Source organism: Sphingomonas sp. HMP6 (genome assembly GCF_013374095.1).
Taxonomy (GTDB): Bacteria; Pseudomonadota; Alphaproteobacteria; order Sphingomonadales; family Sphingomonadaceae; genus Sphingomonas.
In genome coordinates, this window is record NZ_AP022672.1 from 1,930,869 (window position 1) to 1,944,570 (window position 13,702).

The following is a 13,702-nucleotide window of genomic DNA, read 5'->3' on the forward strand; positions in this document are numbered from 1 at the left end:
GGCTTCGACAGGGTCAGCCCGAACGGGATTTGGTCACCACCCTACCGCTTGGGTGTCAGCCGCAGCAGTGCGCCTTCATCCTCGATCAGCCAGATCGCGCCGTCGGGGGCCTGCGCGACATCGCGGACACGGGCGCCCATCGTCCATTGCTCGACCGCCCTGGCGGTATCGCCATTGACCGCGACGCGAATCAGCGCCTGGCCGCCGAGCGCGCCGATGAACAGATTGCCGCGATACTGCGGGAACAGCGCACCCGAATAAGCGATCATCCCGCCGGGTGAGATGGACGGGTTCCACCATGCCTTGGGCGCTTCGAGATCGGGGCGGCTGGGGTGATCGGGGATCGGCTGGCCCGAATAATTGTCGCCGTTGGAGACGATCGGCCAGCCGTAATTCTTACCCGGCAGGATGAGGTTGAGCTCGTCACCACCGCGCGGCCCCATTTCTTCCTCCCACAAGCGGCCATCGGCGGTGAAGGCAAGGCCATACGGGTTGCGGTGGCCGGTGCTCCACGTCTCGGCCCGCGCGCCGCCGGCTTTGAAATTGGGGTTGCCCGGCCATGCCTTGCCGTCGAGCGTCAGCCGCAGGATCTTGCCGAGCCGCTGATCGGGGTCTTGCGCCGGGGTGAAGCGCTGCCGCTCGCCAGAGGACAGGAACAGCGATTTGCCGTCGGGGGCGAAGACGATGTTTGCGCCGAATTGCCCGCCGACGCCGTTCATGCCCGATCGCCACAGCACGCGCAGCCCTTCCAGCGAGGCTTGCGGCGGGCAGGGCGCGCGGACGCACTGGACTTGGGTGATCTTCAGCGTCGCATGCGCCAGCGCGAGCGCGGCGCCAGTCTTGCCGGGTTCGGAATAGGTCAGATACACGCCACGATTGCCCGCAAAGCGGGGGGCCAGCGCCACGTCGAGCAAACCGCCCTGATCGACCACCGCGACGCGCGGCACGCCGCCGACATTCGCCACCGCGCCGTCGGTCCAGCGCAGCTTCAACACCCCGGCCTTCTCGGTCACCAGCGCCGCGCCATTGGGCAGAATCGCGAGCGCGAAGGGCTCGGTGAAGGTCCCGATCCGGGTCATGGTGAACGGCGGCGGCGTCTCGCGCAGATTGGCGCGGCCGGTCGTCGCGGGGACGTTCTTGACCGTCGCTTCGGGGGCATTGCGCGGCAGTTTCTGCGTGCCCTGATTCTGCGAACTTTGCGCCGAACAGGCGGTGCTGGCGAGCAATGCCGCGACGAAAACAAAACGACCGATCATAAACGTCTCCTGGACAGGCATCAGTGCGCCCAACGCGCCATGATATTGCATGGTTGCCAGCCGCCCGCGAGCGGCCTATATCGCCCTCACTCTCTACATCGTTACGGTGAAGAGGCTGGAGCCACCCGGTTCCGGCGACGCAGACCATTGCCTGGGACCAGTGCTTGCAACAGACGCCCGATCTGACCGCGCTCATCGCACCCGAAGCCGAAGCATTGGGCTTCGATCTGGTGCGCGTGAAGCTGTTCGGCGGCAAGGGCGATTTGACGCTGCAAGTGATGGCCGAGCGGCCCGACACGCGGCAGCTGACGATCGACGATTGCGCCGCGCTGTCGCGCCGCATCTCGGACGTGCTCGATGCGCTGGAGGCCGAGGGCCGCGATCCGATACCTGAGGAATATCGCCTCGAAGTGTCTTCGCCAGGGATCGACCGCCCGCTGACGCGGCTCAAGGATTTTGCCGACTGGGACGGCCATGAAGCCCGCATCGTGCTTGCCGCACCGATGGATGGGCGCAAGGTGCTGACCGGCCTGCTCAAGGGCGTCGAGGGCGACACGATCACGATCTACGTCGCGACCAAGGGCGAGATGGAAGTGCCGTTCGCGCAAGTCGGGAACGCCAAATTGGTGCTGACCAACGCGCTGATCGCCGCGACGCGTCCGTTGTCGATGGACGGCGTTGAGGACGAAGAAATTGAAGACGAACCGGCGATAAGTGCCGCTGAAGAGGAAATGAAGTGATGGCCGTCCCAGCAACTTCCGGCGTTACCGCCAACCGCGCCGAGCTGATCGCGATCGCGAATGCCGTTGCCACCGAAAAGATGATCGACAAAGCGATCGTGATCGAGGCGATGGAGGACGCGATCCAGCGCGCCGCCAAGGCCCGCTACGGCGCCGAGAACGACATTCGTGCCAAGCTCGACCCCACCACCGGCGATCTGCGCTTGTGGCGCGTCGTCGAAGTGGTCGAGGCGGTCGACGATTATTTCAAGCAAGTGAACCTCAAGGAATCGCAGAAGCTGCAGCCGGGCGCGGTGATCGGCGACTATATCGTCGATCCGCTGCCCCCGATCGAATTCGGCCGCATCGCCGCGCAGGCCGCCAAGCAAGTCATCTTCCAGAAGGTCCGCGACGCCGAGCGCGAGCGCCAGCATGAAGAATTCAAGGACCGCATGGGTGAGATCATCACCGGCGTGGTGAAGCGTGTCGAATTCGGTCACGTCGTCGTCGATCTCGGCCGCGCCGAGGGCGTGATCCGTCGCGACCAGCAGATCCCGCGCGAAGTGGTGCGCGTCAACGACCGCATCCGCTCGCTGATCCTCAATGTGCGCCGCGAGAACCGTGGGCCGCAGATTTTCCTCAGCCGCGCGCACCCCGATTTCATGAAGAAGCTGTTCGCGCAGGAAGTGCCCGAGATTTACGACGGCATCATCGAGATTAAGGCCGCTGCCCGCGACCCGGGTTCGCGCGCCAAGATCGGCGTGATCAGCCATGATTCGTCGATCGACCCGGTCGGCGCGTGCGTCGGCATGAAGGGCAGCCGCGTGCAGGCGGTCGTGCAGGAAATGCAGGGCGAGAAGATCGACATCATCCCCTGGTCGCCCGACACCGCGACCTTCGTCGTCAACGCGCTGCAGCCGGCCTCGGTATCGCGCGTCGTGATCGACGAGGAAGAGGATCGCATCGAAGTCGTCGTTCCCGACGATCAGCTCAGCCTCGCGATCGGTCGTCGCGGCCAGAACGTGCGTTTGGCATCGCAGCTCACCGGCAAGGCGATCGACATCCTCACCGAGCAGGACGCCTCCGAGAAGCGCCAGAAGGAATTCGCCGAGCGCACCGAGATGTTCCAGACCGAGCTCGACGTCGATGAGACGCTGGCACAGTTGCTGGTCGCCGAGGGCTTTGGCGCGCTCGAGGAAGTCGCGTATGTCGAGGTCGACGAAATCGCCTCGATCGAAGGTTTCGATGACGATCTCGCCGCCGAGCTGCAGAGCCGCGCCGCCGAGGCGCTCGAACGCCGCGAAGCCGCCAACCGCGAGGAACGCCGCGGCATGGGCGTCGAGGATGCGCTGGCCGAACTGCCGCACCTCAACGAAGCGATGCTGGTCACGCTCGGCAAGGCCGGGATCAAGACGCTCGACGATCTCGCCGATCTGGCGACCGACGAGCTGATCCAGAAGAAGCGCCAGGAACAGCGCCGCCGCGCCGAGGGTGCCGAGCAGAACAAGCGCCCCGAGGACAAGGGCGGCGTGCTCGGCGAGTACAGCCTGACCGAAGCGCAGGGCAATGAGATCATCATGGCCGCGCGTGCGCACTGGTTCGAGGATGAGCCCGCCGCAGCAGCAGCCGAGGAAACCGAAGCCTGATGCCGTTCGTCTCGATCCGCATCTCCGGCACCGCCACGAAGGACCAGAAGTCCGGGATCGTGGCGGACGTCACCCAGTCGCTCGTCGCGCGGCTGGGAAAGAACCCGGCTGCGGTGCAGATCGTGATCGAGGAAGTGTCGACGGAAAATTACGGCGCGGGTGGGGTGCTGATCGTCGATCGGGATGCGCCCAAGTTACAGGAGGACGCTCATGCGGAATCCTCGCAATGACACGCTAGCGTTTACCCAGAACGACCGTCACCCCGGGCTTGTCCCGGGGGCCACCGGGCCGCATATTCGGCGTACCGAGGGGCGTGTTGCACCGTGGACCCCGGGACAAGCCCGGGGTGACGGTCGGGGTTTAGCTAAGCGGTGGGAGGCCCAAGGCTACAGCCAAATCCTCCCAGTGCGGGTTGTCGCGTTCGATCAAATTCTTCTTCCAATCGCGATGCCATTTTTTAATGCGCTTCTCCGCAGCGATGGCGGCGTCCATCGTGTCCGCCATCTCGTACCAGACAAGGCGCGTGATGCTGTGCCGTTTGGTGAAGCTATCGAACGCCCCGTCCCTGTGCTGGAGAATTCGTCCAATCAGATTCGACGTGACGCCAACATACAGCGTGCCATTGAAGCCGCTGGCCAGAATGTAAACGCACGGTTGTCGTTCTCGCACTTTTCCAACTCCCGTCACCCCGGCCTTGTGCCGGGGTCCACTGTGCGGCTTGATCGTCGGCAGCGGAATGTGCGGCACCGTGGACCCCGGCACAAGGCCGGGGTGACCGTCTGTCATGGGGCGATCGCATGAACGCGCCCGACCCCATCCGCCGTTGCATCCTGCTGGGCGAGCGCGCGCCGCGTGAGTCGCTGATTCGGCTGGCGCTGTCGCCCGATGGCGCGGTGTTCCCTGACGTGCGTGCCAAGGCCCCCGGCCGTGGCGCGTGGATCGGCGTCACCCGCGCCGAGCTCGAAACCGCAATCGCCAAGGGCAAGCTGAAGGCAGCGCTTGCGCGTGCGTTCAAGACCGGGCCGATCGCGATTCCGGACGATCTGCCCGCGATGATCGCCGCCGCGCTGGAACGCGCGGTGCTCGACCGGCTTGGGCTGGAGGCGCGCACCGGCAATCTGCTGACCGGTGCCGAAAAGATCGAAGCGGCGGCGCGCTCGGGCAAGCTGCATCTGTTGCTGCACGCGGCAGACGCGGGCACCGACGGCAACCGCAAGCTCGACCAGGCGTGGCGCGTCGGCAACGATGAAGAGGGTAGCGACCTCAGGGGCTTGGCACTGCCGGTGCCCCGCACCATATTGGCCGTGGCACTGGGTCGGCAGAATGTGGTACATATCGGCCTGACAGAGCGCGATGCGGCGCGGCGCGTGAGGGAATCCCTGACGCGCTGGCTGCATTTCATCGGATCCCATCCCGCCCTTGAGCCTTGCGAATCCGTTTCGCAGGGCGCATCGGCGCTTCAAAATATCCCGACCGGAGCTGGCAACTCTGTCGCGGACGACGACACATGCGAGGAACTTGAGTGAGCGACACCGACAACGAAAAGCCGAAACTCGGGATGCGTCAGCCGCTTGGGCTGAAGCGCACGGTCGAGACCGGCAAGGTCAAGCAGAGCTTCAGCCACGGGCGGTCGAACACCGTCGTGGTCGAAGTGAAGCGCCGCCGTATCCTCGGCCCCGGTGGTCCGGCCGAAGCGCCCGCGGTGGAAGCGGCCCCTGCCCCCGCGCCCGTCGCCGAGGCTCCGCGCCCGGCACCGCCGCCGGCACCCGCGCCCGTCTCGCCCGGCAATTCGCTGCTGTCCCGCCAGGAACTGCAGACCAAGCTGCTGCGCGAAGCCGAGGAATCGCGCATGAACGCGCTCGAGGAAACGCGTCGCCGCGAAGAGCGTGACCGGCTCGAAGCGCAAGAAGAAGAGCGTCGCCGCGCCGAGGAAAATCGCCGCGCGGGTGATGCGCCCGACAGCGCCGCTGCGCCCGATCCTGCGCCGCAGCCCGCACCGGAACCGGTAGCCGCGCCAGTCGTCGCCGAAGCGCCCGCAGCCCCGGCTGCCGAAGCCGCCCCGGCCACGGCCCCGGCACCCGTCGCAGCGCCAGCCGTTGCAGCGCCAGTTGTCGCGACGCCAGTCGTTGCGGCACCTGCTGCGCCCGCCGCACCCCAACCGATCCGCACGCTGGGGCTTGATCCGTCGCTGCCCGCGCCGCGCATGTTTTCGCCCGTGCCACGTCCCGAGCGTCCCCGCCCTGCCCCGCCGCCCGCGGCGCCGGAGCCGAGCGCGGCGACGAGCACGCCCGCCGGTGCAGGCGCAGCCAAGCGCCCGGCGATCGGCGTTGCGGCTCCCGCCACGACCGAATCGCCCTCCCGCCCCGGTCAGCGTGACCGCAAGGGTGACGAGCGGCGCGGCGGCAAGCTGACCGTCAACCGCGCGCTCAACGATGGCGACGGTGCCCGTGCCCGCAGCCTCGCCGCACTGAAGCGTGCGCGCGAGAAGGAAAACCGCCGGATGGGCGGCCCGCGCGAAGTGCAGGCCAAGCAGGTCCGCGACGTGGTCGTTCCCGAAGCGATCACCGTCCAGGAACTCGCCAACCGCATGGCGGAAAAGGGTGCCGACCTGGTCAAGACGCTGTTCAAGATGGGCATGCCCGTCACGATGACGCAGACGATCGACCAGGACACGGCCGAGCTGCTCGTCACCGAATTCGGTCACAACATCGTCCGCGTCAGCGATTCGGACGTCGATCTGACCAACGACACGCACGAAGATGTGGATGATAAGGCCGTTCCGCGTCCGCCCGTCGTTACGATCATGGGCCATGTCGATCACGGCAAGACGAGCTTGCTCGACGCGCTGCGCGGCACCGATGTCGTGCGCGGGGAAGCCGGTGGCATCACCCAGCATATCGGCGCGTATCAGGTGACGTTGAAGGACAAGTCGAAGATCACCTTCCTCGACACGCCCGGACACGAAGCCTTTACCGAAATGCGCCAGCGCGGTGCCAATGTGACCGACATCGTCGTACTGGTGGTTGCCGCCGACGACGCGATCAAGCCGCAGACGGTGGAGGCGATCAACCACACCCGCGCCGCCGGCGTGCCGATGATCGTCGCGATCAACAAGGTCGACAAGCATGACGCCAACCCGCAGAAAGTCCGCGAGGCGCTGCTGCAGTATGAAGTCGTGGTCGAGGAAATGTCGGGCGACGTCCAGGACGTCGAAGTCTCGGCGCTCAAGAAGACCGGGCTCGACGAGCTGATCGAGAAGATCCAGCTTCAGGCCGAATTGCTCGAACTGAAGGCCAATCCCGATCGCTCCGCCGAGGGCACCGTGATCGAGGCCAAGCTCGACAAGGGCCGCGGCCCGGTCGCGACCGTGCTGGTGAACCGCGGCACGCTGCGGGTCGGCGACATCTTCGTGGTTGGTGGCGAAAGCGGCAAGGTCCGCGCGATGACCAACGACAAGGGCCAGCAGATCAAGGAAGCCGGCCCTTCGATGCCGGTCGAAGTGCTCGGCCTGTCGGGCGTGCCGCGTGCGGGCGACCCGTTGTCGGTCGTCGAGAACGAAGCACGTGCGCGCGAAGTGGCGGAATATCGCCAGGGCGTGATGACCAGCAAGCGCACCGCCGGTGGCCCGGCGAGCCTTGAGAGCATGTTCAGTGCGCTCAAGGAAAAGCAGGCGATCGAATATCCTTTGGTGGTCAAGGCCGATACGCAAGGTTCGGTCGAGGCGATCGTGAATGCGATCAACAAGATCTCGACCGATCTGATCAAGGCACGCGTGCTGCATTCGGGCGTCGGTGGCATTACCGAGAGCGATGTGACGCTCGCGGGGGCCTCGGGCGCGCCGATCATCGGCTTCAACGTCCGCCCGAACGCCAAGGCGCGCGAGATTGCCGAGCGGCACAAGGTTGCGTTCAAATATTATGACGTGATCTACACGCTGACCGACGAAATCCGCGCCGGCATGGCGGGCGAGCTTGGCCCGGAAGCGTTCGAAACGGTCGTCGGCCGCGCCGAGATCCGCGATGTCTTCTCAGCCGGCAAGCATGGCAAGGCAGCCGGTCTGCTCGTCACCGAAGGGAATATTCGGAAAGCACTCAAGGCGCGTATTACCCGGGCGGATGTCATCATCTACCAGGGCGAGATCGCCTCGCTGCGCCGCTTCAAGGACGATGTGTCGGAAGTGCGCGCCGGTCTGGAGTGCGGGGTCACCTTCACGTCGAACTTCGTCGACATCAAGCCGGGCGACTTCCTCGAGACGTTCGAAGTCGAACTGCGCGAACGGACGCTGTAATCTTCACCCCCTTCCCGCTTGCGGGAGGGGGCCGGGGGGTGGGCTCCCGCTATCCACGTGGCACCACGTTTAGGCCGGGCGCCCACCCCCGGCCCCTCCCGCAAGCGGGAGGGGAGGAATCAAGATGCGCCCAAACGAAACACCCGAAATCCGCGCTGTTCGCCTGCTCCGCGTTGGCGAGCAGATGCGGCATGTGATCAGCGACATCCTCGCGCGCGGCGATGTGCATGACGAGACGCTGGCCAAGCATCCGGTGACGATTACCGAGGTCCGCATGTCGCCCGATCTGCGCCATGCGACCGTTTTCATGAAGCCGCTGCTCGGCCGCGACGAGGAAGCGGTGCTCAAGGCGCTGCGCACCAACACCGCGTACCTGCAGCGCGAAGTCGCGGCGCGGGTGCATATGAAATATGCCGCCAAGCTCAAGTTCCTGGCGGACGAGAGCTTCGACGAAGGCAGCCATATCGACACGCTGCTGCGCGCGCCGCATGTGGCGCAGGATTTGGGTGAGGACTGAGCTCGACACCTTCATCCTCGCGCCCGGGGCATAGCTCACTGGATGAACTGATGGCCAAGCTCTATTTCTATTATGCCTCGATGAACGCAGGCAAATCGACCAACCTGCTGCAAGCCGATTTCAATTATCGCGAGCGCGGGATGCGGACGGTGTTGTTCACCGCGGCGATCGATGACCGCTTTGCGGCGGGGACGATCACGTCGCGGATCGGGCTCGATACGCCGGCGCTGGCGTTCGACCATGCGACCGATCTGGCGGCGGCGGTGCTTGCCAGTGGCACGGATGCGCCCGCCTGCGTGCTGGTCGATGAAGCGCAGTTCCTCACCGGCGCGCAGGTCGATCAGCTCGCCACACTTGCCGATGTGCACGGCATCCCCGTCCTCGCTTACGGGCTGCGCACCGATTTCCTCGGCGCCTTGTTCGAAGGGTCGGCGCGGTTGCTGGCGATTGCGGATTCGCTGATCGAGATCAAATCGGTCTGCGAATGCGGGCGCAAGGCGACGATGAATTTGCGCGTCGATGCCCAAGGCCGCGCCGTCGCGGCGGGGGCGCAGACCGAGATTGGCGGCAACGACCTGTACATTGCGCTGTGCCGTCGCCATTTCAGCGAGAAGCTGGCGCCCCTGCTTGGACCTGCAGCCAGCTAAAGCGAACGGAACCCATGACTGACCTCCCCCTGCCCTACACCATCGCGGTGTGGCTCATTCCCCTCGTGATCGCGATCGTCTTCCACGAAGTCGCGCACGGCTATGTCGCGCGGATGTTCGGCGATCACACCGCCGAGCGGATGGGGCGGCTGACGCTCAACCCGATCCGGCATGTCGATCCGATCGGCACGGTCGTGCTGCCGATGGTGCTGGCGATCGCACACGCGCCGATTTTCGGCTGGGCCAAGCCCGTGCCGGTCGACTATCGCAACCTGCACAACCCGCGCCGCGACATGATTTTCGTCGCGCTGGCCGGGCCGGGGACGAATTTCGTGCTGGCGACGCTCGCGGCGCTGCTGCTGGCGGCGGTCTTTTCGGGCGCTGTGCCGCCGGTGCGCGCGCTCTACACCGTGTCGGGTTTCCTGTTCCTGTCGCTCGTCAGCTTCGTGCAGGTCAATGTGTTCCTCGGCATTTTCAACCTGATCCCGCTGCCGCCGTTCGACGGCGGGCACGTCGTCCAGGGTCTGCTGCCGCGCGCCGCCGCGATCCAATACGCGAAGCTCGCGCGCTTCGGCTTTCCGCTGCTGCTGATCCTGTTGTTCGTGCTGCCGATGCTCAGCCCCAAACTCGACATCGTCCGCCGCTTGATCGGGCCGATTGCCAATGCGGCGTTCGAATTCTTCCTCGGCATCGCGCAGCTCACGGGATTGTGAGCGGGGTGCATGGCTGGCTGATTCTCGACAAGCCGCTGGGCTTGGGGTCGACGCAGGGCGTGTCGGCGGTCAAGCGCGCGCTGCGGGATGCCGGGTTCGACGTGAGCAAGCGCGGGATCAAGGTCGGGCATGGCGGCACGCTCGATCCGCTGGCGACCGGCGTGCTGCCGATCGCGCTGGGCGAGGCGACCAAGCTCGCCGGGCGGATGCTCGACAGCGACAAGGTCTATGATTTTACGATCACCTTCGGGGTGCAGACCGATACGCTCGATCTTGAGGGCAAGGTGATTGCCGAGAGCGCTGTGCGACCGACGCTGGCGCAGGTGGAGGCGGTGCTGGCGCGCTTTACCGGGCCGATCGAACAGGTGCCGCCGGCGTATTCTGCGCTCAAGGTGGATGGCGCGCGGGCGTATGATCTGGCGCGGGCGGGTGAGGACGTGGTGCTGGCGAGCCGGGGGGTGACGGTGCACCGCCTCTCTGTTCGTCACCCCGGACCTGTTCCGGGGTCCACCGCGCAAAAAGAGGCGACACCCGAAGCTGAAGCGTGGACCCCGGAACAAGTCCGGGGTGACGACGTGGAGTCGATCACCCTCACCGCGCATGTCTCCAAGGGCACCTATATCCGCAGCCTCGCGCGCGACATCGCGATTGCGCTCGGCACGGTCGGGCATGTCACCTATCTGCGCCGCACCAAGGCCGGTCCGTTCGACCTGTCGCACGCGATATCGCTGGACAAACTGGCCGAATTGGGTAAGGCGCGCACGCTTGAAGATAAACTCCTGCCGTTGAGGGCGGGGCTGGACGACATCCCGGCTCTACCCCTCTCCCCCGATCAGGCAGGGCTGCTCCGACAGGGGCGGGTGTTGATCGGGATCGCTGCCAATGACGGCCAATACTTCGCGACTTCGGACGATGTGCCGGTCGCTTTGGTGGAGGTTCAGGACCGCGAGGTCCGCGTCGTTCGCGGTTTCAATCTGTAGCTGATGTCGAAGGAAAACACATGACGATCACCACGGAGCGCAAGAACGCGCTCGTCAAGGAACATGGCCGCGTCGAAGGCGACACCGGCAGCCCCGAAGTCCAGGTCGCGATCCTCACCGAGCGCATTCGCAACCTGACCGAGCACTTCAAGGGCCACAAGAAGGACAATCACTCGCGCCGCGGTCTGCTGATGATGGTCAACAAGCGGCGTTCGCTGCTCGACTATCTCCGCCACAAGGATGGCGCGCGATACACCGCCCTCATCGCGAAGCTCGGGCTTCGTAAGTAACCAAACGGCGCCCTTGTGGCGCCGTTTTCATATTCCCCTTTTGCCAGCCTGCAATTCGGCAGTCTGGCCAAGGAAGCCACGAAGGGCTTCACACCGCGCGGACCGGCTTAGTCCGCACATAGGCCCCGTCGGCATCTGGCCGGCGGCGTTGAAGGAAATGCAATGTTCGATACCAAGACCGTAACCACCCAATGGGGTGGCAAGACCCTGACCCTCGAGACCGGCCGCGTTGCGCGCCAGGCTGACGGCGCCGTGATGGCGACTTTGGGCGAGACCGTGGTGCTTTGCGCCGTGACCGCCGCCAAGAGCGTGAAGGAAGGCCAGGACTTCTTCCCGCTGACCGTGCATTATCAGGAAAAATATTCGGCAGCCGGCCGCATCCCCGGTGGCTTCTTCAAGCGTGAGCGCGGCGCGACCGAAAAGGAAACGCTGACCAGCCGCTTGATCGATCGCCCGATCCGCCCGCTGTTCCCCGAAGGTTTCTACAACGAAATCAACGTGATTTGCCAAGTGCTCAGCTATGACGGCGAGAATGAGCCCGACATGCTGGCGATGGTCGCAGCTTCCGCTGCCCTCACCATCTCGGGCGTTCCCTTCATGGGCCCGATCGGCGCGGCACGCGTCGGCTATATCGACGGCGAATACATCCTCAACCCGACGGTCGAGCAGATCAAGGCGGGCGAGCTCGATCTCGTCGTCGCCGCGACCGGCGATGCCGTGATGATGGTCGAATCGGAAGCCAAGGAGCTTTCGGAAGAGGTCATGCTCGGTGCCGTCCAGTTCGCGCACAAGGCGTGCCGCGAAGTCTGCAATCTCGTCATCGATCTGGCCGAGCAGGCCGCCAAGGAGCCGTGGGAAATGGCCGCTCAGGCCGATCTCTCGACCGCCAAGGACAAGCTCAAGAAGCTGATCGGCAAGGACATTGCCGCCGCCTATAAGGTGACCGACAAGTCGGCACGTTCGGGTCTGCTCAACGAAGCCCGCGCCAAGGCGAAGGCAGCGTTCGCCGACGCCGCGCCGCAGGACCAGATGGCCGCCAGCAAGCTCGTCAAGAAGCTCGAAGCCGAAATCGTTCGCGGCGCGATCCTGAAGGACGGCCAGCGCATCGACGGTCGTACCACCACGCAGATCCGCCCGATCGAGGCGATGGTGCACTTCCTGCCGCGCGCGCACGGTTCGGCGCTGTTCACCCGCGGTGAAACGCAGGCGATCTGCACGACCACGCTCGGCACCAAGGACGCCGAACAGATGATCGACGGCCTGACCGGCCTGTCCTACGAAAACTTCATGCTGCACTATAACTTCCCGCCCTATTCGGTCGGTGAAGTCGGTCGCTTCGGTGCGCCGGGCCGTCGTGAAGTCGGCCATGGCAAGCTCGCCTGGCGCGCGCTGCACCCGGTGCTGCCGTCGAAGGATGAGTTCCCCTACACGATCCGCGTTCTGTCGGACATCACCGAGAGCAACGGCTCGTCGTCGATGGCGACCGTGTGCGGCGGTTCGCTGTCGATGATGGACGCAGGCGTTCCGCTAAAGCGTCCGGTATCGGGCATTGCGATGGGCCTGATCCTCGAAGGTAAGGATTTCGCGGTTCTGAGCGATATCCTCGGCGACGAAGATCATCTCGGCGACATGGATTTCAAGGTCGCTGGCACGTCCGAGGGCATCACCACGATGCAGATGGACATCAAGATCGCCGGCATCACCGACGAGATCATGCGGGTTGCTTTGGCGCAGGCCAAGGAAGGCCGCGCGCACATCCTGGGTGAAATGGCCCGTGCGCTCGACCACACGCGTGAGGAACTCTCGGCACACGCACCGCGCATCGAGACCTTCACGATCGACAAGACCAAGATCCGTGACGTCATCGGCACCGGCGGCAAGGTCATCCGCGAAATCGTCGCGACGACCGGCGCCAAGGTCGACATCGACGATGAGGGCGTGATCAAGGTGTCGTCGTCCGACACGTCGCAGATCGAAGCCGCGATCAAGTGGATCAAGGGCATCGTCGAGGAAGCCGAAGTCGGCAAGGTCTATGACGGCAAGGTCGTCAACCTCGTCGATTTCGGGGCATTCGTGAACTTCATGGGTGGCAAGGACGGTCTCGTCCACGTGTCCGAAATCAAGAACGAGCGCGTCGAAAAGGTCTCGGACGTCCTGAGCGAAGGCCAGGAAGTCAAGGTCAAGGTCCTCGAGATCGACCCGCGCGGGAAGGTTCGCCTGTCGATGCGCGTTGTCGATCAGGAGACTGGTGCCGAGCTGGAAGACACCCGCCCGGCGCGCGAAGAGCGTCCACGCGGTGACCGTCCGGATCGCGGTCCGCGTCGTGATGGCGATGGTGGCCGTGGTCCCGGCGGCGGCGATCGCGGTCCGCGCGGTGGCGGCGGTGGTGACCGTGGTCCGCGCCGTGATGGCGACGGTGGCCGTGGACCCCGTCGCGATGGCGGCGGCGAGCGCGCTCCGCGTCCCGAGCGTGCAGCCGGTGGCAACGATGACGGCCCAGCGCCCGAATTCGCCCCCGCTTTCCTGACGGGTGATCGCGACTAAAACACCGAACGAAAGTTTCGGGAGAGGATGAGGGGCTCGCGGCAACGCGGGCCCCTTTTTCTTGCGCGATTGATCTCGCTTATTGGCAACCCCGCGATAGCG

Annotated in this window: 13 protein-coding genes; 11 read left to right on the top strand and 2 right to left on the bottom strand. The window is 65.2% G+C overall.

Going from position 1 to position 13,702, the window contains the following annotated elements; genetic code table 11:
• Nucleotides 1-41: 41 nt before the first annotated feature.
• A complete protein-coding gene (locus tag HMP06_RS09575; RefSeq protein WP_176496884.1) occupies nt 42-1,256 on the bottom strand; it encodes a PQQ-dependent sugar dehydrogenase in 1,215 nt (404 codons plus the stop codon).
• Between the two features lie 164 nt (nt 1,257-1,420).
• Here HMP06_RS09575 and rimP point away from each other — a divergent pair, with 164 nt between their 5' ends.
• The 3 genes from rimP to HMP06_RS09590 are packed head-to-tail and all read left to right on the top strand — an operon-like array spanning nt 1,421 to nt 3,851.
• Nucleotides 1,421-1,996, top strand: coding sequence for a ribosome maturation protein RimP (gene rimP / locus HMP06_RS09580; RefSeq protein ID WP_176496885.1), 576 nt, complete (start codon nt 1,421-1,423; stop codon nt 1,994-1,996).
• Nucleotides 1,996-3,621 (top strand): transcription termination factor NusA, encoded by a 1,626-nt coding sequence (gene nusA, locus HMP06_RS09585; RefSeq protein ID WP_176496886.1) that lies wholly within the window; start codon nt 1,996-1,998, stop codon nt 3,619-3,621. Before rimP ends, nusA begins: the two co-directional genes overlap by 1 nt.
• Nucleotides 3,621-3,851, top strand: a complete 231-nt coding sequence (locus HMP06_RS09590) for a tautomerase family protein (protein ID WP_176496887.1) — start codon at nt 3,621-3,623, stop codon at nt 3,849-3,851. Before nusA ends, HMP06_RS09590 begins: the two co-directional genes overlap by 1 nt.
• A 130-nt stretch (nt 3,852-3,981) precedes the next feature.
• Here HMP06_RS09590 and HMP06_RS09595 read toward each other — a convergent pair whose 3' ends face one another.
• Nucleotides 3,982-4,290, bottom strand: a complete 309-nt coding sequence (locus tag HMP06_RS09595; RefSeq protein WP_232089957.1) for a GIY-YIG nuclease family protein — start codon at nt 4,288-4,290, stop codon at nt 3,982-3,984.
• 128 nt (nt 4,291-4,418) lie between these two features.
• Between HMP06_RS09595 and HMP06_RS09600 the strand changes: the two genes are divergently transcribed.
• From HMP06_RS09600 to pnp, 8 genes are all read left to right on the top strand, one after another.
• Complete coding sequence (locus HMP06_RS09600; RefSeq protein WP_176496889.1) at nt 4,419-5,147, top strand: DUF448 domain-containing protein; 729 nt, start codon at nt 4,419-4,421, stop codon at nt 5,145-5,147.
• Nucleotides 5,144-7,909, top strand: coding sequence for a translation initiation factor IF-2 (gene infB / locus HMP06_RS09605; RefSeq protein WP_176496890.1), 2,766 nt, complete (start codon nt 5,144-5,146; stop codon nt 7,907-7,909). The genes HMP06_RS09600 and infB overlap by 4 nt, the downstream gene beginning before the upstream one ends.
• A gap of 124 nt (nt 7,910-8,033) precedes the next feature.
• Nucleotides 8,034-8,426: a 30S ribosome-binding factor RbfA gene (gene rbfA, locus HMP06_RS09610; RefSeq protein WP_176496891.1), complete on the top strand. Its 393-nt coding sequence runs from the start codon at nt 8,034-8,036 to the stop codon at nt 8,424-8,426.
• Between the two features lie 50 nt (nt 8,427-8,476).
• Nucleotides 8,477-9,073: a thymidine kinase gene (locus tag HMP06_RS09615; RefSeq protein ID WP_176496892.1), complete on the top strand. Its 597-nt coding sequence runs from the start codon at nt 8,477-8,479 to the stop codon at nt 9,071-9,073.
• Between the two features lie 14 nt (nt 9,074-9,087).
• Entirely contained in the window at nt 9,088-9,786 is a 699-nt protein-coding gene (locus HMP06_RS09620) for a site-2 protease family protein (RefSeq protein ID WP_176496893.1), read from the top strand.
• A complete protein-coding gene (gene truB, locus HMP06_RS09625) occupies nt 9,783-10,766 on the top strand; it encodes a tRNA pseudouridine(55) synthase TruB (protein ID WP_176496894.1) in 984 nt (327 codons plus the stop codon). Before HMP06_RS09620 ends, truB begins: the two co-directional genes overlap by 4 nt.
• A 20-nt stretch (nt 10,767-10,786) precedes the next feature.
• Nucleotides 10,787-11,056, top strand: coding sequence for a 30S ribosomal protein S15 (gene rpsO / locus HMP06_RS09630; protein ID WP_176496895.1), 270 nt, complete (start codon nt 10,787-10,789; stop codon nt 11,054-11,056).
• Nucleotides 11,057-11,218: 162 nt separating this feature from the next.
• Nucleotides 11,219-13,600: a polyribonucleotide nucleotidyltransferase gene (gene pnp / locus HMP06_RS09635; RefSeq protein ID WP_176496896.1), complete on the top strand. Its 2,382-nt coding sequence runs from the start codon at nt 11,219-11,221 to the stop codon at nt 13,598-13,600.
• The last annotated feature ends 102 nt before the right edge of the window (nt 13,601-13,702 follow it).

What these genes read in the sequence shown, in the direction of transcription:
- HMP06_RS09575 (WP_176496884.1), bottom strand. Translation starts at nt 1,256, where the DNA reads ATGATCGGTCGTTTTGTTTTCGTCGCGGCATTGCTCGCCAGCACCGCC.
- nusA (WP_176496886.1), top strand. Translation starts at nt 1,996, where the DNA reads ATGGCCGTCCCAGCAACTTCCGGCGTTACCGCCAACCGCGCCGAGCTG.
- HMP06_RS09590 (WP_176496887.1), top strand. Translation starts at nt 3,621, where the DNA reads ATGCCGTTCGTCTCGATCCGCATCTCCGGCACCGCCACGAAGGACCAG.
- HMP06_RS09600 (WP_176496889.1), top strand. Translation starts at nt 4,419, where the DNA reads ATGAACGCGCCCGACCCCATCCGCCGTTGCATCCTGCTGGGCGAGCGC.
- rbfA (WP_176496891.1), top strand. Translation starts at nt 8,034, where the DNA reads ATGCGCCCAAACGAAACACCCGAAATCCGCGCTGTTCGCCTGCTCCGC.
- HMP06_RS09615 (WP_176496892.1), top strand. Translation starts at nt 8,477, where the DNA reads ATGGCCAAGCTCTATTTCTATTATGCCTCGATGAACGCAGGCAAATCG.
- HMP06_RS09620 (WP_176496893.1), top strand. Translation starts at nt 9,088, where the DNA reads ATGACTGACCTCCCCCTGCCCTACACCATCGCGGTGTGGCTCATTCCC.
- rpsO (WP_176496895.1), top strand. Translation starts at nt 10,787, where the DNA reads ATGACGATCACCACGGAGCGCAAGAACGCGCTCGTCAAGGAACATGGC.
- pnp (WP_176496896.1), top strand. Translation starts at nt 11,219, where the DNA reads ATGTTCGATACCAAGACCGTAACCACCCAATGGGGTGGCAAGACCCTG.